The following is a 22412-nucleotide window of genomic DNA, read 5'->3' as shown; positions in this document are numbered from 1 at the left end:
AGCGGGCTTGGGGCTGGCTGTGGTTGCGCGGCGCGGCGGGGACGGCTAGCGTTGCACCATGAGATCACCCCAACAGCGCCTTGGCCTGACCCAAACCCAGCGGCTTGAGCTGAACACCAGCCTGCAAGCCTCGATTGCGATATTGCGCACCGATGCGGCGGGATTGACGCGCTATCTGGAGGAACAGGCGGCGCAGAACCCGCATCTGCGGCTGGACCCGCCGCCGCAGCCCAGCTTGCAGGATTGGTTGCCGCGTTGGTCTGGGGTGTTGGTGACGGGCGGCGGTGGTCTGGGGCTTGCGGCCGAGACGGCGGATACCAGCCCCAGCCTGATGGCGCATGTGATGGGTGAGATTGATCGGCTGAAACTGGCGCCAAAGGATCAGAAGATTGCGGTGGCGCTGGCCGAGGTTCTGGAGCCTTCGGGTTGGCTGGGCGCAGAGTTGAGCCTTGTGGTGGCCGAGACACGCGCGACTTTGGCAGAGGTCGAAGCCGTGCTGCACCGCTTGCAACAGTTTGAACCAACAGGACTTTTCGCGCGCAATCTGGCGGAATGTCTGCGGTTGCAGGCGATTGAAGCGGAGGCGTTGGATAAAGAGATGGTTGCGGTGCTGGCGCATCTGGATTTGTTGGCCGCAGGCGATCTGGCGCGGCTGGCCCGCGCCTGCAATATCTCGGAAGCCGCAGTTTTGCAGCGGTTTCGGGTGATCCGGGCGATGAATCCCAAGCCGGGGGCGGAATTTGCCAGCATCTCGGCGGCGCAATCGCGCGAGCCTGATCTGGTGGTGAAGGCGACGGCGACGGGGTGGAGCATTGCGCTGAACCGCTCGGCTCTGCCGACGCTGCGGGTGGAGCGATCCGCAGCGGGATCGGCTGAGGGCCTGACGCAGGCCAAGGCGCTGGAACGGATGGTCGAGGCGCGCAATGCCACCCTGCTGTTGGTCGGTCGCGAGATTTTGCTGCGTCAACAAGAGGCGATCCGGCAGGGGCCGATCGGGTTGGCCCCGATGACGATGGCCGATCTGGCCGAGGCATTGGGGTTTCACGAAAGCACGATCAGCCGGGTGGTGTCGGGGGCGAGCCTCGATAGCCCGCGCGGCACATGGTGGCTGCGGCAGATGTTCAGCCCGGCTTTGGGTGGCAACGGCCAGCCGCTGATCTCGGGGGCGGCGATGCGGGGCAGGCTGGCGCGGCTGGTGGCGGCGGAAAACCCCGCGCGCCCGCTCTCGGATGAGGCTTTGGCGATGGCCTTGGCGATTGACACCGGGGTGACCATCGCGCGGCGCACGGTGGCAAAATATCGGGAGGCCGAGGGGATTCCGGTGGCGGGGCGGCGCAAGCGCAAGCCGGTTTTGCCGCGAATGGGCCGAAAAGGTCGCGCAGAGGGCTGACTTCGGCCTGCGCGCCCGCTATCGCTTGGGCGGAAATCAAGCGGGAAGTCAGATGGCGCATTTTCTGGGCGTGGATACCGGTGGCACTTACACCGATGCGGTGATCGTCGATGAGGCGGCTGATCTGGTGATCGGCAAGGCGAAATCGCTGACCACGCGGGCGGATTTGGCCTTGGGGATTGGCCGCGCAGTGGATGCGGCTTTGGCGCAATCGGGGGTAGCGGCGCAGGATGTGGCCTTGGTGTCGCTTTCGACGACCTTGGCAACCAATGCTTTGGTGGAAGGCCAAGGTGGCCGGGTGGCGCTGATCTTCGTCGGCTTTGACGAGGGCGATCTGGAACGCGGCGGGCTGATCGAGGCGTTGAAGGGCGATCCGGTGGTGAAGATCGCGGGCGGGCACAGCCATGCCGGCGTGCAGGTGGCTGCGTTGGATTTGGCGGCGCTTGAGGCGCAGTTGCGCGATCTTGGTCCGCAGGTAATGGGATTTGCTGTCGCCGCGCGTTTTGCTACCCGCAATCCGGCGCATGAAATTGCCATCCGCGATCTGATCCGCGCGGTGACGGGGCGGCCCGTGACCTGCTCGCATGAGCTGTCAGCGCAGCTGAACGGGCCGAAGCGGGCGTTGACGGCGGTGCTGAATGCCCGGCTGATCGGGATGATTGATCGGCTTGTAGCGGCGTGCGAGCGGCATCTGGCGGAAATTGGCATCACCGCCCCGTTGATGGTGGTGCGCGGCGATGGTGCGCTGATCTCAGCCGCAATGGTGCGCGAGCGTCCGATTGAGACGATCCTGTCGGGGCCTGCGGCGTCGATTGTCGGCGCGCGCTGGCTGACTGGGGCGAAGGATGCGCTGGTGTCGGATATTGGCGGCACCACCACCGATGTGGCGCTGCTGCGCGATGGCTTGCCCGAGATTGATCCGCAAGGCGCGCGGGTCGGGGGCTTCCGCACCATGGTTGAAGCTGTGGCGATGCGGACTAGCGGTTTGGGCGGCGACTCGGAAGTGCATTTGATCACCGAGGGCCTGACGGGCGGGATGCGGCTTGGCCCACGCCGGCTGATCCCGGTGTCGCTGCTGGCCTCCGAGCATGGCGCGATGGTGCATGGTGCGCTGGACAAGGCATTGTCGTCGGACAAGGCGGGCGAGATGGACGGGCGGTTTGTGGTGCCGATGGCGGGGCAGACCGGGGGGCTTTCCCCGCGCGAATTGACGGTGCTGGAGCGGATCACGCAGCCGATGCCAATGGCGCAGGTGCTGACGACCCGGCTGGAGATTGCAGCACTGGAGCGGTTGGTGGCACGGGGCCTCGTGATGATGGCCGGGGTGACGCCCTCGGATGCATCCCATGTTCTGGGCGGGCTGGAGGCTTGGGACGGCCTTGCGGCGGCGAAGGCGGTGGAGTTGCTGGGGCGGCGGCGCAATGGCTCGGGCGAGCGGTTCTCGACCGATGCAGCGGCCTTGGCGCAGGGCATTGTGGATCAGTTGACCACGCAGACGGTCGAATGCCTGTTGGAAGCGGCGTTTGATGAAGACCCCGGTTTTGCAGGCGAAAGCCCGGAAGTGCTGGCGCGGCACGCTTTGACGCGCGCGGCTTTGGGGCGGCATCGTGGGGTGATCGAGTTCACCGCGCGGCTGGGCGTCCCGGTGATCGGGCTTGGTGCCTCAGCCCCCTATTACTACGGCGCGGTGGGCAAGCGGTTGGGCTGCGAGATGATCCTGCCGGAACATGCAGGCGTCGCCAATGCCATCGGGGCTGTGGTCGGCCAGGTCAGCCAGCGCGCCACCGCGATTGTGACCAGCCCCGGCGTGGGCCGCTTTACCGCGCATTTGCCGGAAGGCTTGCAGACCTTCGCCGACCCGGAAACCGCGATGCAGGCAACCGAAGCGGCGCTGACGCTGGAAGCGGTGCGCCGTGCCAAACATGCGGGGGCGGAAGATTTGCGCATCACCACCGCGCGCGATCTGCGCTCTGCTTCGGTCGAAGGCCAGCCGATGTTTGTCGAGGCGACGATTTCTGTCACCGCTTCGGGGCGGCCTCGGGTGGCGCATGCGGTGCCGGAAGAGGCTGCGATCTAAGCGGAATTTCGCGGGGCGTGGCGGGGACGTCTTTTCGGTAAGACGGTTTTGGCCCGCGCCAAGTCTTGCGACCCAATCCGCCGCTGCACTGTTGAAATCAAGCGCAATGGTGCAGAATACCCCTTGACGCCCCCCGCCCCCCAAACTACTCACCGCGCCAGTGGCGAGGTAGCTCAGTTGGTTAGAGCACACGACTCATAATCGTGGGGTCGAGAGTTCAAGTCTCTCTCTCGCCACCACTCTTTTACAGTTGCCGTAATTTTCCTGAATATTCAGGTGCTTACGGAGGTTCTGGGGAGTGGTTGGCAATTCATTCCTACCAACTATTCCTACCAACCCCCCAGCCTCTCTACGGAAGTTCGAGGCCCGCGCGTCCCCGCCCAATAGCGCCGCACTTACTCCTATCCCAAGCTGGCAGAACGATAGCGTGACTTCATTGCCCTCTTAGCCATGCCTCAGGCTGTTGATTTCTGACAGTGCAATCCCTTTCAGCCGCACCATCCTGCTTGCTCTGCTGGGCACAAGGTGGATAACTGCAAGCCGAGCAACAGGTTGGATTTTATGTACGAAAACGCCTTCAACAGCATCGAACGCGAACTCCGCAACGAAGACGGCATCGCGAACGAACTGGATTACGTCGAACAGATTTCGTGGGTTCAGTTCCTCAAGTACCTGCATGACCTAGAGACGGAACGCCGCGACCGGGCAGAACTGGATGGCGAAACTTATACGCCCATCATCGACGGGCCCTTTCGCTGGGACCGTTGGGCTGCCCCTAAGGTCAACGGCGCGTTTGACCATAATGCGGCGATGATCGGCGAAGACCTGATAACGTTCGTGGACCAGAAGCTGTTCCCCTACCTCGCCACCTTCCGTCAGTCAGCTACAAGCGCCAAGACCATCCACTACAAGATCGGCGAGATTTTCACCGAACTGCGCAACAAGTTCCGTTCCGGCTACATTCTCCGCGACGTGCTGGAGGTGGTGGACAGCCTGTCCTTCAACACGCAAGCCGAGCGCCACGAACTTTCGCAGCTTTACGAAACCCGCATCCGCCGCATGGGCAACGCAGGCCGCAACGGTGGCGAATACTACACCCCACGCCCGCTTATCCGCGCCATGATCAAAGTTACCGCCCCCAAGATTGGCGAAACCATCTATGACGGCGCGGTAGGCTCCGCAGGCTTCCTGTGCGAGGCTTACGACTACATGCGCCGCGATGATCTGACCGCCTCGGAATTCCAAACCCTGCAGACCAAGACCTTCTTCGGGCAGGAAAAGAAATCCCTCGCCTACATCATCGGCATCATGAACATGGTGCTGCACGGCATTGAGGCCCCAAACATTCTGCACACCAACTCACTGAATGAAAACGTGATGGATATTCAGGAGAAAGACCGTCACGACATCATCCTCGCCAACCCGCCCTTCGGTGGCGGCGAACGGCGCGAGGTGCAGCAGAACTTCCCCATCCGTACCGGAGAGACGGCTTACCTCTTCCTGCAGCACTTCATCCGCAAGCTGCGGGCGGGAGGCCGCGCGGCGGTGGTGATCAAGAACACCTTCCTATCCAACACCGACAACGCCAGCGTGGCGCTGCGGCGCGAGTTGCTGACGGCCTGCACCCTGCACACCATCCTCGATTGCCCTCAGGGCACCTTTCAGGGGGCCGGAGTGAAAACCGTAGTGCTGTTCTTTGAAAAGGGCGCACCGACGCGGGACATCTGGTTTTACCAACTCGACCCCGGTCGCAACATGGGCAAGACCAACCCGCTGAACGACGATGATCTGGCCGAGTTCGTGACTCTGCAGAAGGGCTTTACCGAGGGACCGAAAAGCTGGCGCATCGCGAGGGGAAGCCTTGACGCGGACACCTTGGATTTGTCGGTTAAGAACCCGAACGCCCCCGAAGCGGCTGCCTTGCGGTCACCCGAGGTGATCATCGCCGACATGCTGGCCCGCGATGCCGAGACGGCGGAGATTCTGGAAAGCATCAGGGGAATGCTGTGAAGGCGGGGTGGAAAGAGGTTGGTGTCAGTGAAGTAGTGACATTGAACTACGGCAAGTCATTGGCGCAAAATGAGCGAAACGCTGATGGAGCAGTGCCTGTGTACGGCGCGAACGGCGTCATGGACTGGTCAGATCGGCATTTGACGACTGGACCTTCGCTGGTCGTTGGGCGAAAAGGTTCTGCTGGTGAGATTACGCGCGTGGACGGCCCATTTTGGCCCTCCGACGTGACCTACTTCACGACACATGATCAGACGAAACTTGACTTCGACTTCCTTCACTATGCCATGAGGACCTTAAACCTTCCCAGCATGGCGAGAGGTGTTAAGCCGGGCATTAACAGAAATGACGTTTACGGGCTGACAATCCCCCTCCCACCCCTCGAAGAACAACAACTGATCGTTGCGGTTCTGGACGAGGCCTTTGAGGGTCTGGCCCGTGCCCGCGCCCACGCCCAATCCAACCTCCGCAATACTCGGGAGTTGTTTGAGAGCATCAAAGCGGACGCCCTGCGCTATGATGGGGGCGACAGCGCCACTGTAACCCTTGACGACGTTACGGTGATTGCTTCGAGTTTGGTTGATCCGAGAGAAGAAACCTTCGCCGACATGTTGCACCTTGGGGCTGGCAATATGGTGACGGGGTCCGATTTACTCGTGGACGTCAAGACTGCGCGAGAGGAAAAACTTATCTCTGGCAAATACACCTTTGACGAAAACACCGTCCTATACAGCAAGATTCGTCCCTATCTGAGGAAAGCTGCCCGCCCAGACTTCAGTGGCTTATGCAGCGCGGACGTGTATCCACTGACACCCAAGGCAGGTCGTCTCGACCGGGACTATCTTTTTCACTTGTTGCTCGGGCATGACTTTACTGAGTACGCAATCAGCGGGTCGGACCGTGCGGGGATGCCGAAGGTAAATCGCGACCACATGTTTAGGTATGCCTTTGCGCTTCCACCGATGGCGGCGCAGCAGGAAAGTGCATCGCGAATTGATGCCGCCCAGTTAGCGACTGCGGACCTTGAGAAGTTGGCGAGAGCTAAGCTTGAAAAAATCGACGCCCTCCGCCAATCCTTCCTCGAAAAAGCTTTCGCGGGGGAACTGACATGAATGAAACCACACAAGAGAATTACGAACGCAGACTTTCGAAATATGCGCAGCTTCTCCACGGAACCGATCAGGATGGTTTGGTTTGCAAGCTGCAAATGTATCAAAGTTTCTTAGGGAAGCACAGCGAACTAGGCGATAGGCTTTGGAAGATTGAGCCGCTGCTCATTCTTCTCATCAAGTCACTTGAACAAGATTTGCACTTAACTTTGGCGAAATTCTTCGAAGAGGACGGCTACAGTATTGGAAAGTTCATCCGCTTTTGTCTTACCAACCGGCGGCAAATCAGTTGGGCGGAGGGCAAGCCGCTAGATGAAAGCGTACTTCGGAAACAGGCCGACGCGCTGGTTGAACACGAGCATGTGATTAAGGCAATTAGGGGGCGTCGCGACAAGTTCTTCGCTCACAGAGACAAACGATACCTTGATAACGGGGACCAAATTTACTCAGATTATCCTCTATCCGCGCAGGATGTAGAAAGAGTGACAAATACACTGATTTCTATAGTTGGAGCACATGAACGAGGGCTCTCAGGAGGAAGATTTTCATTCCACTTGGCTGAATTTATCGAGATCGGTGTGGATAACATGGTTCGCAATCTTGAGGCGGGGCGTAAGTTGAATTTCCCCAATCAGGCATTGGATTAAATCCTTGATTCGTAAAGATGAAACCGAAGTGGACCCCCGCGCCAACCGTATCAACCCGGTGGAGTATACCCATGGCTGAAGAAGTTGACCTGTTCGCCCGAATTCCAGCGTGGTTCCATGATGGCCGTTGGGTGACGGATGACGGCACGCCATTGACCGTAAAACCCGGCACGATGGCAACCTTCGAAATCTCGCAGAGTGGCCACAAAACACTAGGATGGGGAAAACCCCGGCCAGTACCCGTTAACGCACAGTTCCTGCCCGTGGGGGCGCGCCTTCGCATTGCCCTAAGTATCAGCGCACCGGACGACCTCACGGAGAAACTTTCGGGGCACCTTGTTCCATCCCCTGAAATGCGCGGCAAGGTCGTTTGGGATTTGACCTCGCGGACGCGGATTGACAGTCAATTCTTTGAGGTCACCCTTGCGGACCCCCCTCCTCCTAAGCCCAAGAAACGCCATAAGGACAGTGAAGGTGGATTGAGCGTCGCGGAAGACAGCAGCCGCAAGGTGAAGATCACCACAGGCCCATTCGTGCTGCCCGAAGGCGTTTTGGCTGAGGTTCCTTTCAGCTTAAATCACCTCCTGACCCTTCTTTCCGAGGTGTACGAAATCCAACGTGCCGCACATACAGGCAGCATCTTCAATCAGGTGTTTTATGAAGAGTGTGACCGTAAATGGTATTCGCTGGAGTTTCTGCGAAGCGGTTGGAAGAATGGCCCAGAGGTAAGCCAAGCCAGAGAGTTCTGGACCACTGCGGGCTATTCGGACAAGTGAAATAAGCGGGTGGGGCAGTCATGGTGAGTAACTCCGAAACCGAAACCGAAGCCGACACCCGCGCCAACCGCATCGATCCGGTGCTGATGGCGGCTGGCTGGGGCACGGGTGGGGCCGCGATCAAGCGCGAACAAATCTGCCCCGGTCGCATCCAGTCAGGCGGCAGGCGCGGCAAGGGTCTGTCCTGCGACATCGTGCTGGAGTTTCGCGGCCATAAACTTGCCGTGCTAGAGGCGAAGCGGGCGGGGATTTCTCACGCGGAAGGGGTGGGCCAAGCCAAGGACTATGCGGCCCGTCTGGGGGCACGGTTCGCCTATGCCTCCAACGGTCTTGGCTGGTATCAGATCGACATGGCCACCGGGGCCGAGGGCCAGTTCACGCTTCCCTTCCCAACCCCCGAAGACCTTTGGCAGCGCACCTTCGGGCTGCCCAATGAATGGCGCTTGCGGTTCGGCGTTGTGCCCTTCGAAACTGATGGCGGCAAGTGGGAGTTGCGCTACTACCAGCACAACGCCATCACGGCGGCGCTGGAGGCCGTGGCGATGGAACGCAGCCGCATCCTGCTGACGTTGGCCACCGGGACGGGCAAAACCTCTATTGCGTTTCAGATCGCGTGGAAGTTGTTTCAGGCGAAGTGGAACCTGACCCGCACACCCACCCGTCGCCCCCGCATCCTGTTCCTCGCTGACCGCAATATTCTTGCTGACCAAGCCTACAACGCTTTCTCCGCCTTCCCCTCGGACGCCATCACGCGCATCGACCCTAGCGAGTTGCGCAAGAAGGGCGGCGTGCCGAAGAATGCCAGCCTGTTTTTCACGATCTTTCAGACCTTCATGACGGGGGAAGGTGAGCCGATCTACAAATCCTATCCCTCGGACTTCTTCGATTTCATAATCATCGACGAATGCCACCGGGGCGGGGCGAATGACGAAAGCCAATGGCGCGAATTGCTGAATTGGTTCGCCCCTGCCGTTCAACTTGGTCTGACCGCTACGCCCAAGCGCGCGGTGAACGCCGACACCTATGCCTATTTCGGCGACCCGGTGTACACCTATGCTCTGAAAGAGGGGATCGAAGATGGCTTCCTGACCCCTTTCAAGGTGCGCCAGATGGCCAGCACGATTGATGAATATGTCTATGACCCGACCGACACTGTTCTGGCCGGAGAGATTGAAGAAGATCGCAAATACACCGAGTCTGACTTTAACACTCGCCTGATCATCGAAGAACGCGAACGCAGTCGTGTGCAGGAGTTCATGGAAGAGGTGGACCAACGGCAGAAAGCAATCATCTTCTGCGCCACCCAAGACCACGCCGCACGCGTGCGCGACATTATCAATCAGATCAAGGTCAGCACCGACCCGAACTACTGCCATCGGGTGACGGCGAATGATGGGGCCATCGGAGACCAACACCTGAGGGACTTTCAGGACAACGACAAGACCGTTCCGACTATCCTGACCACATCGCAAAAGCTGTCCACCGGGGTCGATGCCCGCAACGTGCGTCACATCGTTCTGATGCGCCCCGTGCGGTCGATGATCGAGTTCAAGCAGATCATCGGGCGGGGGACCCGAACCTATGACGGCAAGGATTTCTTTACCATATGGGATTTCGTGAAGGCGCATGAGAACTTCAACGACCCCGAATGGGACGGCCCGCCCGAAGAGGTGACACCACCAAGGCCCCGCCCGCCAACAGGTGAGCCACCCAAGCCCGGTCCAGAACCAGAACCACCGCTGCCCGGTGGTGAAGACGGTGAGGGCGGCGAAGACGAACCCTCGACCAAGATCATGATCAAGCTGGCTGACGGTAAAGCTCGTTCCATCCAGTACATCGCTACGACCACCTATTGGGGACCGGACGGCAAACCAATATCCGCCGCAGATTTCCTGCAGCGCCTGTTCGGTGACCTTTCAGGCATGGTCGCAGACGAAGACCAGTTGCGCACCATCTGGAGCAACCCCGACAACCGCGAACACTTCCTCACCCAGCTCGACGATAATGGCTACGACCCCGACAGGCTGGACGACATACGTAGGCTTGTGGATGCCCCCAAGAGCGACCTTTACGACGTTCTAAACTACATTCTCTTCGCTAACCCGCCCAAGACCCGGCACGACCGCGCCGAGACAGTCAGGCAGGATGGCATGGGTAATTTCGTGGGGGAAATGAGGGAACTCCTTCTGGGCATCCTTAAGGCCTACGAGACGGCAGGCGAGGCAGAACTTGCCGGAAAGAAGCTAGGGCAATTTCTCACAGCCAGATATGGCAGCGTTAGCGAGGGCAGGGCCAAGCTTGGAGAATTGCAGACGATTAGGGACGCCTACAATTTGATTCAGGCGGGTCTCTACGCTGAGTAGCTGACTTCCCATTCATCAAGGGCCATGGACGCTGGAATATTTCGTCGGAAATTTCCGTGACCCGCAGATAGTACATGAGGCAACTCCACCTCCCCCGTCGGCCCGTGAACGATCTTCCCGCGCTTTCGTCTGTGCTGACATGAGGGACAAATCAGCGAGGCCTTCACAATACCCTCACGTACAGCTTTTGTTCGGCAGGGCGTCCTTGTGACATGCACAGCGCCCACAGGGTATGCCCTCGCGGGCATTCATAAAGGGGACCGAAAGGGTGCCCACTAGGGTTGACATAGCTTTGTTGGCATGTATCTATGTGGGCATAACCCTTTCTGGCAGGAGATTGCCCAATGTCCCAAACCATCCTTTATGCCCGCGTTAGCTCGTTATAACATAGCAGTGATCACCAGAAGACGCAGGCAGAGGCGGCGGGGTTCAAGATTGACCTAGTTGTCACCGATCATGGCGTATCTGGGGTTTCTACCCGGCTTGCTGAGAGAACCGAGGGCAAGCGGTTGTTTGATCTACTCAGAGCCGGGGACACGCTTGTCGTGCGTTGGGTTGATCGCCTTGGCCGCAACTATGAAGATGTGACCGATACCATCAAGGCCCTTATGAAGCGCGGCGTTATCATCCGAACAGTGATCAACAACCAAACCTTTGACGGGGCCACGAAAGACGTAATGCAGATGGCAGTGAGGGACGCGCTGATAGGCTTCATGGCGGCAACGGCACAGGCTCAGGCTGAGGCCACCAAAGAGGCACAGAAGGCAGGTATTGCCCATCACAAAGCCGCAGACCCCAGCAAGTATCGTGGCAGGAAGCCCAGCTACTCACGGGAACAGCTCGACATGATGCGAGACATGCTTTCTCAGGGTGTCGGGGCTTCCGCTATCGCCAAGGCAACAGGCTTGACGCGGCCCACCGTGCAGCGGCTTCGGGATGATCTGCCGGGGGCGGAGGCCGTACTGGTGAAGTGGACGGAAAATTCCAAGGCGTGACAGTGCGGGTGGGCGTATCGGTTAAAGCAGGCCTTTAATCTCCACCCTTGCCAGCCCGCCTAAGACTGTATTCCCAGCTTTTCAAAGAAAGCCGCATGGCGAGCTTTGGCACCCGAAATGAGGTCGGAATATGATGTCACTTCCATAAATATTTTGAAGTGACTATCCCAGCGATAGTAGGATTTTGATCCTGCCTTTTTATAGAAACCATTGAGCCTGTCCATAACATCACGAAGACTGGGAGTATCATCCGCGATGATCTGACACATAAACGGTGCATCAGAATCGATTACACGTATAGTTTTTCCATCGAAACGACACGCCTCACCTGCCTTGCGAAGTTCTTTCACATAATCTTGGACCTGCGTAAATGGGTTGTCCGCCATAGTGTAGTCGTTACGTTTCGGGCGCTTGAATTCAATAATTGTTATTGGTTCCTGCGAGGAGCCCTTGTCAAAACCCATGCCAAGATCAAACAATGTCACGTCTGGACGACGAATATCCGTACTAGGAGACTGTGCCTTTAATTGCTTGTCGGAGTTAAAGTATGAATAGAAAGCCAATCGATCATCAATGACCCAAAGATTGTGGTCTTCGTAGTTCAGATCGCTTTTGGTGGACCCCAGAGGACATATTAAATCGTGGACTACCCGTTCGTAGTGAGCCTTCTCAGTTTCGATATCGGCGAAACCAATCTTCTCCTCAAATATATCTAGAAGTAATTTCCTCTTGTAGACGTATTCGGCCAACGACGACAGGGATTCATCTTGAAGCTCCGCCACATATTCCTTGGCCCTTTGCTCGATATCGGGAAGTCCCTTTTTCTTGGCCTCGCTGAACTCCCTACGTGCTTTCTTATACTGCCTCAGAGAGTGTCGTGACATCTCAACGAATATATCTTCTTCCTTTTGGGTGCCGAGAGAAAGTTTTTCGGCTATCTCCTCTGGGTTCTTCGCAATATTGTAGAATCTCAGGTGTTCGTTTCGCACGACGATAATCGTCTCAAGCTGACGTTCGCGGACGCGTGCAATCTCATCCTTTAGAAAAACGTGAATCTTGCTAATACATTCCCTTTTAAGTTCATCAATCGTATCCTCACTTAGGGAAAACTCAGTGCGAGTATCGTTCACGGCGTCATTGAGTATCTGTCCTTCCAAGTAACCAAAGAAGGCATACTTTTCTTCAATAGCCTTAAGCCCAATGACTCCATCCATATCATATCGCGTGACTGCGCGCCCGTGGGCACCGAAGAATAGACCGTTGGTGCCCTTCTCATCATCAGAGTAGTTCCTTGGCACCAAAAAACAATTCAACGATAGGTCTCTCGTCTCGCCGTCTACCATAGTCAATACCGGATACTTTTCATCTCGAATGACGTCTTCAGCGAATTTGTCGAACAGCACGATGCGCTTTTGGTTATCGAACAAAGTAATTTTAGGGCAATCGATGTTTACAAAGTAATTAATGAAGTGAGCGACGGTTCTCACCGCTATTGTTTCCAGCTTCACGGGGATATGGTTGGAATAAGCCGTTTTTAACGGAGTGAGCCGAACTACGGTGCCAACATCACCCGAAGCTGTGGCTTCTACCAAATTGGCAATGGGTGTTGTCGCGTCCGCTATGAAGTCGAAACTGATAGATTGTAGGCCATCGACATGTCCAAACGTACTGGTGATCTCTATCCTGTCCGCTACCTTTAGCCAGAGCAGCCTGCCAACACCCTTACCACCGAACTTTACCTTTTTCATCGAATCGGACTTCCTAAACGAAGTCATATTTTCGGTGTTGAGACCCGCCCCATTGTCGCTGACGATGAAACCCGTGTAGCCCCCGGCTTCATTTTGGGTTATCTCGATGTCGATGATACCTGACGCAAGGTGATCTCTTCCAAATCTTTCTTCAATGGCGTGTATGGAGTTCATAAGCGCTTCAAACATCGGCTGAAGCGTATTCTTTGGAGAGGGAGCGAGGGACAGATTACTAATCCTGCCGATTGGGTCTGATAGCCAGCCTGTTTCCGCCACAACTCACTCCTTCAGTAGTTCCGACTACCGTAAACAAAGAAACCCAACGAGAGAAGCCTGTAATAGGGCGGGACTGTCCCGGTCGACATACCTTCGGCATTAACGAAATCTTGCCTCTCGTGCCCGCGAAGGTCGCAGTATGGAGGCCTAGGAAACCTCCTAGCTTTAACATGCTGCGCTGCGCCCACCGCAATTTCGTTTCACCCACACCCTAGCCCAGATAAACCCGCTCAACGCTCAACGCTCAACGCTCAACGCTCAACGCTCAACGCTCAACGCTCAACGCTCAACGCTCAACGCTCAACGCTCAACGCTCAACGCTTCACGGCGAGAGGACTGCACGTCGCGCGCCGCAACCAAGCGCACTCACGAACTTGGGGCAAACGGCAGGGTCGCGCCACAATTCAATTCACCCCCACCCCAGCCATAACAAATCCTGCTTGCCCCCATCCCACAGCCCCACCCAATCCGGCGGGGCTTTTTCTCATGCCCGAAAGGCTACACCATGAATGATACCGTCAAGCCCAGCGCCCCGGCAACCGACCAGCCGGAGACGCCCTTATTACCTGCCAGAGCAGCCGTGATTAGGCTTGCGCTGGACAGCCTCACATATGACCCAGCCTTCACGCCCCGCTCAGGAACCGCCAAGAACCATGTTCACGACCTTGCCCGCGCGCTTCGCAACTGCGGTGATCTTGACCCTATCAAAGTCTGGGCCGAACCGGGGACGGGCAAGCTGATCATTCTTGATGGCCGCCACCGCATTGCTGCTTACCGCTTCAATCGGGTTTTCGACATTCCCGCGATCATCTTTCAGGGGGAGCGTAAAGATGCCCGATTAGAGGCCGCGAAGGACAACGCTAAGACAACCTTTCCGTGGACCACTGCCGAATGCACCCAATATGCTTGGGGTCTGGTGATTGAAGCCGGGGCATCTAAACGGCAGATTGTGCAGGCATCAACTGTCAGCACAAGCACGGTCGGCGCAATGCGAAAGCGGTGGGCTGAATTGAGCAAAGCAGGGACAACACCCAGCGGCAACTGGTGGCGTGATCGTAACGGCAACAAGCCGGAGGGCCAGCCCGAAGATGACAGTGACGCGGCCAAACAGGCGCGCATCGCTTGGCTTTTGAAGTCGCTTAAGGAAACGGAGAAGGCGTTCAAAGCTGAGTTCGACCGAAGGCCCACGCCGGAGGAGTTTGGCTTATCGTGGCGCGGAGGACTTGGACAACCCCGGTTCAAAGCTGCGATGTCAGGCGGCTGCCTCTATGATGAAGATGAGTTCAGCGACAACCCAGAACAACACCCACTGGTGCAGCCGAAAGAGAGCGGCAACGAGGACTTTTGAGTTTCCTACCTGTTCACCCTGACATGTCCGAATCGGACACCCTACGTCGTTTCTGACGGCCCCCGCGCTTCGGCGCAACCTCCCCCACCAGCATGATGCAACAACCCCCAGCAACCCGCTGACGGGGACTGAGAGGCATCGTCTGCATACACCCGAAAGAACCAACACCATGACGACTTTAACGACCATGACCAAGCCCAGCGCAGCCGCAACCCAATGCAGTGACCAGCCCAAGGGCCAGACCAGCATACTGATTTACGCCGATGGCTCTTGCCTAGGGAACCCCGGCCCCGGTGGCTGGGCTGCAACTCTGCGGCGATACAGCAGCGAGGGCCAGACTGCGCACCGCAGTATCAGCGGGGGCGACAAGGCCACGACTAACATGCGGATGGAAATGATGGCCATCATCAAGGCGCTGGGCTTCCTGCGAAGCGATGAAACAGCGCCCATCACAATCCGCAGCGACAACCTAATAATTGTGCGGGGCATGACGGAATGGCTTCCCGGCTGGATTGCGAAGGGCTGGAAGAAAGCCAAGGGCAAGCCCGTCGAGAACCGAGAACTATGGGAAGAACTTATCCGGCTTTCCGAAGGGCGCAGCATCACATGGGAATGGGTCAAAGGCCATGCCGGAGATACCATGAACGGGGAAGTTGATAGACTTGCGAAGGCCGAAGCTGAAAAGGCACAGGCCAATAGGTTCATCGACTGAGAGCGTTCTTCTAGTTAAGCCGCATTGATGCGCGCGGGCAGTTGAACGACCTCCACACAAGCCTGCCTTTGCTCCTCGGAGATACCCTTGATGTAAACCCCAAATGTGATCTTCTTTTTGTCAGGACGATGCCCGATCACGCTGCCAATGGTGTTCTCATGCTGTCCCGAAATGCTGGCATTATATGCAAACCAGTGACGGGCGGAATGGAACGTCACAAGACTCCGCCGCTTGCCTTCTCTCATATCATCAACGCCCAGAGCGACACGGTAGCGGCGGAACCTCTTTCCTAGAATATCGCCCGCGTCACGTTCTTCGGTGAGTTCGTGGAACAGCCAATCCTTTGGCCCCTTTCCCTCGGTCCTGCGTTTGACTATTTCGAGAAGGGAAGGGTGGATGGGAACCGGGCGCGCGGCGGCGGTAGTCTTCCCCTGCTGAATGTCAAAGACCCCATCACGGACTTCCTCGACCCAAAGCGTTGCAATCTCTTCTTGGCGCATACCTGAAAGAAGAGAGATTGTCAGAGCGTCAATGAGTTGAGGCGCAAATTCCGCTGCCATGCGAGGGGGAAAAGGAGAATAGAGGAGTGTTCGCACCTCATCCACGGTGAAGGGGCGTGCTTCATCTTTGTCGCCGCGCTCGACCCTTTTGCCCTTCACCTCAATCTGTTGGTCCGCCCACGGCCCGCCCTTCGCATCAGCACCAACGATGTGGCCCCTTCTATGCAGGAACCCCCAATACGCCCGTAATGAGCCAAGATGTGCTGCGGCAGTCTTTGGGTGCATGGGGTCGATAACCGCCGTGACATACTGACCCGCTATTCGTCTGCTCACAGCATCAAGGCGCAACTTCTTTTCAGAAGCCCAGCGCGCGAACTGCAGAATATGCCCTTTCATGCCCCGGATGGTTGCAGGCGCCAGCTTGGCGATTGTGATGAGGTAGGCGTCGATATGGCGATCCACCTCCACGCTGCCCTTCAAGGCATCCCCGAAGGCCCCCTTTTGCGGCCCACGGTAGGCATCGCGCTCAGACTCAGCCGCATACACTGCCAACTCCAACGCATCTGGGTCCGCCTCTGAGCCGCTCGAAAGGGCCAAGAGCGTCTCGCGGTAGAGTTCGCCACGGGCGGCAGGAGAGAGGGCCTCAGAGGGGTTCCAAGTCCCCGCGCGCATTGCTGCAAAGGCCTGCGTGGTTTCGGCTTCAAGCGTATCGCGCCGTTGAACGGCGATCTTGATGTCTGCAGTCCCTAGATTCGTCAGCCATGTTTTCTTGCCAAAGATCGGTCGGCAATCGGCGGGCAAATCCCGCGCAAACCAGAACGTCTGCCCCTTCAATCTGAGCAGGCGGGGCAGCGCCTTTGCTGTCTTTCGTGCCAATTTGCGAACCTATTCCTACCAACCATTCCTACCAAAAGATGCCGCCTAAGCATAAGATTGTCAACGATTATTGGCGTGTATGCCCGCTTCGTTTCGAGTCTCTCTCTCGCCACCAGCAAATCCAGAGATCAGGTTTCAATTTGCTGGTGGCAGCCGCTTTGGCGGATTAATGCGCAGGATAGCAGGCATCGAAATAAGGCGTCAGCGCCCGCATCACCGCTGCGCGCAGCAGGGCGGGGGCGGTTTTGGCGGTTTGGCCTGTCATCACCTCGCCATAGGTCGCGCCAAGGTGCTGCGAGATCAGCGGCTCGGGGATGTTTTTATCGCCAAAACGGTCCATCAGATCAGCGACGGCGGCGCTGGCGATCGGATCGGTCCAATAATAGCGGATGCGGTCGGAATAACTGTAATGGCGTTGCAAATGCTGGTGCAGCGGCGTGCCGGGATAGTATTTCGCCCAATGCTGCGGCTTTTGCAGCATCAAAGCCTCCATCGCCCCGCGCAAAGGGGTGTGGTCGGGGAACAGCACATCGGCGATGTGATCCAGACCATACAGCGCCTCGCGCAACGCGAAGGTCAGGCCGGGGCCGACTTTCAGGATGCCAAAGCCGTCTTGCACCAGATCAGCCAGCGCCTGTGGGGTCTGGTAATCGGTGGAATGCGCCTCAAACAGCATCGGTAAGTCGGGCAGGCAGGCGACCAGATCGCGGGCGGCGGGGCGGTTGTAGGCGACGACGTTTTCATTGCCGAACTCGACACCGGGTTGCACAACCAACCCCACCACGCGCGCGAAAGCGGCCTCGATGCCGGCGGCTTTGAAGGCCGCGCGTTGTAGCGCAACGGTGGCGAGGGCCGCCTGTGGGGAGGTTGGTGTCAGGCCCTCCACCTCTTCCCAAGCGCCACCGGGGACGGGGACTTCGGTGCCGATGATATAGACTGGAGGCGTCGGGCTGTGCGCTTCGGCGACAGCGGCGAGTTGGGCGTTGCGGGTGGCGATGGTGGCGTCGGGCAGCGGCGTGGGATCATCCGCGCAAGACATGCTGGCGTCGAGATGGATCTTGCCAAACCCGGCCAGCGCGTAGGCGGCAACCATGTCGCAGGCCTTTGCCATCGCTTGTGCGGCTGGCAGTGCCGTCCAAGGGTTCGGCCCCAGATGATCACCGCCAAGGATCAAGCCCGCCGGATCAAAGCGTTCAGCGGCCGCGATATCCAATACAAAGCCGCGAAAATCGGCGGGGGTCATGCCGGTATAGCCGCCCTCGTGGTTGACCTGATTGCAGGTCGCCTCGATCAGCACGGGGGTGCCGCGCGCACGCGCCATCGCAAAACTGGCGGCGATCACCACCGGATGGGCAGAGCAAATCGACGGGATTGCAAGCACTTGACCGGATTTCCGGGCGGGGGCGAAGGCCAGCAGGGCGGCGGTGGACATTGGAAATTGATCCTCATTGATCAGATGAACGGAATGTGTCGCTATAAAAAATCATAAATGATCACCATGATGATTGACAGTGATTATTTTTGCGCCTCCAATACCGCATATTCAAACAGGCCTGCCATGAAGATTGATCGCGCCACCGCCATCCGCCAGCACCTTTTCGCCAAGGGCTACTCCTCGATTGCTCAGATCGCGGCGGCGGTGGGGGCGTCGGAACCCACGGTGCGGCGCGATTTGCTGACGCTGGAGGCTGAGGGGCAAATTCTGCGCACGCATGGCGGGGCGCAGATTGCCGGAACGTCGGGCGTGGAAGTGGCGTTCGAGTCGCGTGAGCAGATCAACCTGCCCGCCAAACGCGCGATTGGCGAAGCGGCGTATCAGATGCTGCGGCCAGAAACTTCGGTGTTTCTGGATGCCGGAACCACGGTGCTGCAACTGGCGCGACGCTTGCGGCTGAACCCGCTGCCGCTGCGGGTGTTCACCAATTGCCTGCCGGTGGCGCAGGTTTTGATGCCAGTGGCCGAGATTGGCGTGACGCTGCTGGGCGGCAGTCTGCGACGGCAAAACGCCTCGATGGTCGGGCCATTGGCCGAAGCCGCGCTGGAGCGGCTGTGGTTTGATCAGTTGTTTCTGGGGGCGGGCGGAATTTCCGCTCTGGGTGAGATTTCCAGCCGGGACGAGGCCGAGGCGCGGCTGAATACGCTGATGCTGGCGCGGACGAAAGCGCCGGTGATCGTGGCGGATGCGGACAAATTTGGCGCACAGCTGACCTATGGCGTGGCGCATCTGGGCGCTGGCATGCGCGTGCTGACCGATGCGCGGCTGGGCGCTGGCTGGCAGGGCACGCTGGAGGGTTTGGGTTGCGCGGTAAGCTTGGCTGAGGGCGCGTGATGGAGCTTGTGCTGGGGCTGGATGGTGGTGGCAGCAAGACCGAGGCGGTGGTGATCAACCGCAGGGGCGGGGTGGTGGTGTGGCTGCGCTCTGACGGGTTGGACCCGCATGATCTGGGCTGGCAGGTGCGGCTGGCCGCATTGGCCGCAGAACTGGGGCCGGTGTCGGCAGCGGTTCTGGGCCTGCCGTGCTATGGCGAGATTGCTGACGTCAGTGCAGGGCAAGACGCTGTGGTGGCAGAGCTGTTCGGCGCGCAGGCCGTGGTGTTGAACGATGTTGCGGTGGCGTTCAACGGCGCTTTGGCAGGGGCCGAGGGGGTTTTGGTGCTGGCAGGCACCGGCTCGATGGCTTGGGCGCGCGGGCCGGGGGGCACGCACCGCGTTGGCGGCTGGGGGCATCTGTTTGGCGACGAAGGCTCGGCACATTGGATCGGACGCACGGCTTTGGCGCTGGTCAGCCAGCATCTGGATGGCCGCAAACCGCCCTCGGGTTTCGCGCATGGTTTGCTGCGCGAGATGGGCATTGCCGCCGAGGATTTGCTGGGCTGGACCTTTGCGCAAAACCCGCGCGCGGGGCTGGCCTCGGTGGCGGCATGGGTGTCACGTTTGGCGCAATCAGGCTCGCCAGAGGCTGCGGCAATGCTGGCCGAAGCCGCCACGCATCTGGCGCAGGCGGGGCTGACGGCGGGGCGTTTGGCGGGGTTAGCGGCGCCGCCGCGCTGGAGCTTTGCAGGCGGTGTAATGCAGGATGCCTGCGTGATTGCGGGCCTGACTGCCGCGATGGGGTGCCCGCCCACAGCCCCGCTGCTGCCACCTGTCGGCGGTGCGGCACTGGCTGCGGCGCAGGCGGCGGGATGGGCCACCGGGCCGGAGTTTATAGCGGGTCTTCAGACAGAACTGGACAACGGCGCGGATCAGCACAAACGGCTCTGAGCGGCGCGCGATGACAAGAATACCCCCTGCTACAGATGCTCGGACGGCAGTACGGGCCTTATAGATCTGAAATGAAAGCGAAAAGCCTTATGCCTGCGACCCTTACTGAAACCGTCATCCGCCGCCAGTTTCCCTATTGGGATGCAGCGCTGCTGCATGAGCTGCCGCTTGTGCAGGCCAGCACGGTGGTGCTGACCGGATGCGGCACGTCTTACTATCTAGCGCAGGTGATCGCTTGCGCCTTCAACGCAAATGGTCAGGCGGCGATTGCGGTGCCGGGGGCGGAATGGGCGCGCAGGCCGGAATGCTATCTGGCGCAGACCGAGGGGGTGCTGGTGATCGGGCTTTCGCGCTCTGGCACCACATCCGAGACCGTGCAGGCGATCCGTGAAAGCCGGGCGCGGGGGTGGCGGACCTTGGCGGTATCGTGTGAGCCGGAGTCCACCCTGTTGCATGCGGCGGATACGGCGCTGTATCTGCCGACCGATCCGTCCGAGGGCATCGTGATGTCGGTCTCGGCCAGCCTGATGCTGCTTGCAGGGCTGCGGATGGCGGGGGTGTCGCTGAACCAGACGATCCCCGCTGTCGCCGCAGCGGCTATGGCCAGCCTTGAGACGGGGATCGTGGGCCTGCTGAATGGGCGCAGCCATTTCGTCTATCTCGGTGCCGGGCCGAACTATGGTTTGGCGACCGAGGGCTGTCTGAAGCTGCAAGAGATGAGCCTTTCCTACAGTCAGGCCTTTCACCCGATGGAATATCGCCACGGCCCGGTGTCCTTGATGGACGATAAATCCTTGGTGGTGATGCTGTATTCGGCAGCAACCGCCACCGAAGAGGCCGCTTTGGTGGCCGAGCTGCAAGCCAAAGCGGCGGCGGTGATCGGCTTTAACGGGCCGGGCGATGTGCGGATTGATCTGGGCCTGTCGGACGCGGAGAGCGCGCTCGCCTGCCTGCCCGCCTTGCAGATGCTGGGAGAGATGGTGGCAGTGTCCAAAGGCATCAACTCGGAAGCCCCGCGCCATCTGAGCAAGGTCGTCGTGCTGGGCTAGGTTCGTTGTTTGGGACTGTGCAGGGCCGGGATTAGCCCCTGCACGCGTCTTTCACGGATCGCCCCGTTCTAAAGCGCGGCGATTCAGATCGGGCTGCGGTCTTTACCCGACCCGCTGCCCCTGCACCCAAGTGCCGCGCAGAGCCGCAGCGCCAGCGACTCGCGCCACCCGGATCACATCGCCACGCGCACCAAGGCGCAGGCTGCCGCGATCCGCCAGCCCCGCCGCTTGCGCTGGTGCTTGGGTGACACAACGCACCCCGCGCGCCACATCGCCCCACAGATCGCCCAGCAGCAACGCCGCTGACAGCAGCGCCGAGGGCACATAATCGGACGACACAATGTCCAGCAAATCCGCCTCAGCCAGCTTGCTTGCCGCGACATTGCCGGAGTGTGAGCCGCCCCGGATCAGGTTCGGCGCGCCCATCATCACCTTGATGCCCTGCACATGGCAGGCCTGCGCCGCCTCAACCGTGGTTGGAAACTCGGCAAAATGCGCACCGTGCTGGGCCGAAGTGGCCACCTGTTCGGCGGTGGTGTCGTCATGGCTGGCCAGCACCGCGCCAAAGCGCCGGGCCTCGGCCACGGCGGCGGCCTCATGCGCCTCGCCCAGCCGGGTGGAGATCGCCACCTGTTCCGCGATATGGCTCTCAAATTCGGCTTCAGACAGCCCGTGCTTGCCGCAGACATAGGCGCGCAACTGGGTTATGTCACGAAACTGCCGCTGACCGGGCGTGTGATCCATCAGCGAGACGATGCCGATGCGGTCCGCAGGGCCGAACTTTGCCAGTTCCGAGATCAGGGTTTCCGAGCAAACCTCTGCCCGCAGATGCAGGAAATGACTGATCTTCAAAGCACCTTTGCTGCGCAAATCCAGAATTTCATCGGCCAAATGCCGGGCATATTCGCCATAGTTCATCTTCTTGCTGGAGGTGATCGACCCCACCCGCAGCGCATCGAATACCGTGGTGATGCCGACGCTGGCAAGCTCTGCATCATGCGCGATGATCGCGCTGGCATGCGGCCAGTTCACTTTCGGACGCGGCTCGATATGGCGTTCAAGGTTGTCGGTGTGCAGTTCGATCAGGCCGGGCATCAGCAGATCGCCGTTGCAGTCAAGCGCACCAGTGGGCACAGTAATCCCTTGATCTATTGCAGTAATCGCTCCGTTCTCAATACGCAGGCAACCTTGGATCACTTCATTCGGCAGAACAAGCGTGGCATTGGCAAGGATCGTCTCAGTCATCATCAGGCCTTCATTGTGCTTATGTAAAAC

Annotated in this window: 16 protein-coding genes, 1 tRNA gene and 1 pseudogene; 14 read left to right on the top strand and 4 right to left on the bottom strand. The window is 59.1% G+C overall.

The genetic code is table 11. The features are described 5' to 3' along the window. The first annotated feature begins 58 nt into the window (after window positions 1-58). The 9 genes and pseudogenes from rpoN to U1A24_RS03415 all read left to right on the top strand — a co-directional run bounded on the left by rpoN (window position 59) and on the right by U1A24_RS03415 (window position 11367). Window positions 59-1390 carry an RNA polymerase factor sigma-54 gene (gene rpoN / locus U1A24_RS03455; RefSeq protein WP_322320596.1) on the top strand — a complete coding sequence of 444 codons (1332 nt, stop codon included), beginning with the start codon at window positions 59-61 and terminating at the stop codon, window positions 1388-1390. A gap of 52 nt (window positions 1391-1442) precedes the next feature. Further along, entirely contained in the window at window positions 1443-3467 is a 2025-nt protein-coding gene (locus U1A24_RS03450; RefSeq protein WP_322320595.1) for a hydantoinase/oxoprolinase family protein, read from the top strand. 162 nt (window positions 3468-3629) lie between these two features. Then, a tRNA-Met gene (locus U1A24_RS03445) sits at window positions 3630-3706 on the top strand. A 322-nt stretch (window positions 3707-4028) separates the two neighbouring features. Further along, window positions 4029-5477, top strand: coding sequence for an N-6 DNA methylase (locus tag U1A24_RS03440; protein WP_322320594.1), 1449 nt, complete (start codon window positions 4029-4031; stop codon window positions 5475-5477). After that, complete coding sequence (locus U1A24_RS03435) at window positions 5474-6589, top strand: restriction endonuclease subunit S (RefSeq protein ID WP_322320593.1); 1116 nt, start codon at window positions 5474-5476, stop codon at window positions 6587-6589. The genes U1A24_RS03440 and U1A24_RS03435 overlap by 4 nt, the downstream gene beginning before the upstream one ends. After that, the gene (locus tag U1A24_RS03430; RefSeq protein ID WP_322320592.1) at window positions 6586-7233 is read left to right on the top strand and encodes a hypothetical protein; all 648 of its coding nucleotides are present in this window, start codon (window positions 6586-6588) and stop codon (window positions 7231-7233) included. Before U1A24_RS03435 ends, U1A24_RS03430 begins: the two co-directional genes overlap by 4 nt. A 71-nt stretch (window positions 7234-7304) precedes the next feature. Beyond that, window positions 7305-8009 carry a hypothetical protein gene (locus U1A24_RS03425; protein ID WP_322320591.1) on the top strand — a complete coding sequence of 235 codons (705 nt, stop codon included), beginning with the start codon at window positions 7305-7307 and terminating at the stop codon, window positions 8007-8009. A 20-nt stretch (window positions 8010-8029) separates the two neighbouring features. After that, the gene (gene hsdR, locus U1A24_RS03420) at window positions 8030-10372 is read left to right on the top strand and encodes an EcoAI/FtnUII family type I restriction enzme subunit R (RefSeq protein WP_322320590.1); all 2343 of its coding nucleotides are present in this window, start codon (window positions 8030-8032) and stop codon (window positions 10370-10372) included. 344 nt (window positions 10373-10716) lie between these two features. Next, window positions 10717-11367: pseudogene (locus tag U1A24_RS03415) on the top strand (recombinase family protein). A 59-nt stretch (window positions 11368-11426) separates the two neighbouring features. Here the strand turns inward: U1A24_RS03415 and U1A24_RS03410 are convergent. Then, window positions 11427-13391, bottom strand: coding sequence for a hypothetical protein (locus U1A24_RS03410; RefSeq protein WP_322320589.1), 1965 nt, complete (start codon window positions 13389-13391; stop codon window positions 11427-11429). A gap of 505 nt (window positions 13392-13896) precedes the next feature. On the opposite strand from U1A24_RS03410, the gene U1A24_RS03405 reads away from it, so the two are divergent. Both U1A24_RS03405 and rnhA read left to right on the top strand, forming a co-directional pair. Further along, window positions 13897-14739 (top strand): ParB/RepB/Spo0J family partition protein, encoded by an 843-nt coding sequence (locus U1A24_RS03405; protein ID WP_322320588.1) that lies wholly within the window; start codon window positions 13897-13899, stop codon window positions 14737-14739. Between the two features lie 169 nt (window positions 14740-14908). Beyond that, entirely contained in the window at window positions 14909-15451 is a 543-nt protein-coding gene (gene rnhA, locus U1A24_RS03400) for a ribonuclease HI (RefSeq protein WP_322320587.1), read from the top strand. Window positions 15452-15465: 14 nt separating this feature from the next. On the opposite strand, the gene U1A24_RS03395 is transcribed toward rnhA, so the two are convergent. Further along, complete coding sequence (locus U1A24_RS03395; RefSeq protein WP_322320586.1) at window positions 15466-16827, bottom strand: DUF6538 domain-containing protein; 1362 nt, start codon at window positions 16825-16827, stop codon at window positions 15466-15468. A gap of 166 nt (window positions 16828-16993) precedes the next feature. Then, window positions 16994-18259 (bottom strand): class II D-tagatose-bisphosphate aldolase, non-catalytic subunit, encoded by a 1266-nt coding sequence (locus tag U1A24_RS03390; RefSeq protein WP_322320585.1) that lies wholly within the window; start codon window positions 18257-18259, stop codon window positions 16994-16996. A gap of 126 nt (window positions 18260-18385) precedes the next feature. Here U1A24_RS03390 and U1A24_RS03385 point away from each other — a divergent pair, with 126 nt between their 5' ends. From U1A24_RS03385 to U1A24_RS03375, 3 genes are all read left to right on the top strand, one after another. Beyond that, complete coding sequence (locus U1A24_RS03385; protein ID WP_322320584.1) at window positions 18386-19156, top strand: DeoR/GlpR family DNA-binding transcription regulator; 771 nt, start codon at window positions 18386-18388, stop codon at window positions 19154-19156. Continuing rightward, window positions 19156-20088, top strand: coding sequence for an N-acetylglucosamine kinase (locus U1A24_RS03380; protein WP_322320583.1), 933 nt, complete (start codon window positions 19156-19158; stop codon window positions 20086-20088). Before U1A24_RS03385 ends, U1A24_RS03380 begins: the two co-directional genes overlap by 1 nt. Before the next feature lie 89 nt (window positions 20089-20177). Next, on the top strand, window positions 20178-21137 hold the full coding sequence (locus U1A24_RS03375; RefSeq protein ID WP_322320582.1) for an SIS domain-containing protein: 960 nt from the start codon (window positions 20178-20180) through the stop codon (window positions 21135-21137). A gap of 102 nt (window positions 21138-21239) precedes the next feature. Here U1A24_RS03375 and U1A24_RS03370 read toward each other — a convergent pair whose 3' ends face one another. After that, the gene (locus tag U1A24_RS03370) at window positions 21240-22382 is read right to left on the bottom strand and encodes an alpha-D-ribose 1-methylphosphonate 5-triphosphate diphosphatase (RefSeq protein WP_322320581.1); all 1143 of its coding nucleotides are present in this window, start codon (window positions 22380-22382) and stop codon (window positions 21240-21242) included. Between the last annotated feature and the right edge of the window lie 30 nt (window positions 22383-22412).

Origin of the sequence: Cypionkella sp. (assembly GCF_034376685.1) — a bacterium.
In the GTDB taxonomy this organism is placed as follows: domain Bacteria; phylum Pseudomonadota; class Alphaproteobacteria; order Rhodobacterales; family Rhodobacteraceae; genus Cypionkella.
Note: the sequence above shows the minus strand (reverse complement) of the source record. Positions and strands in the feature narration are given on the sequence as shown.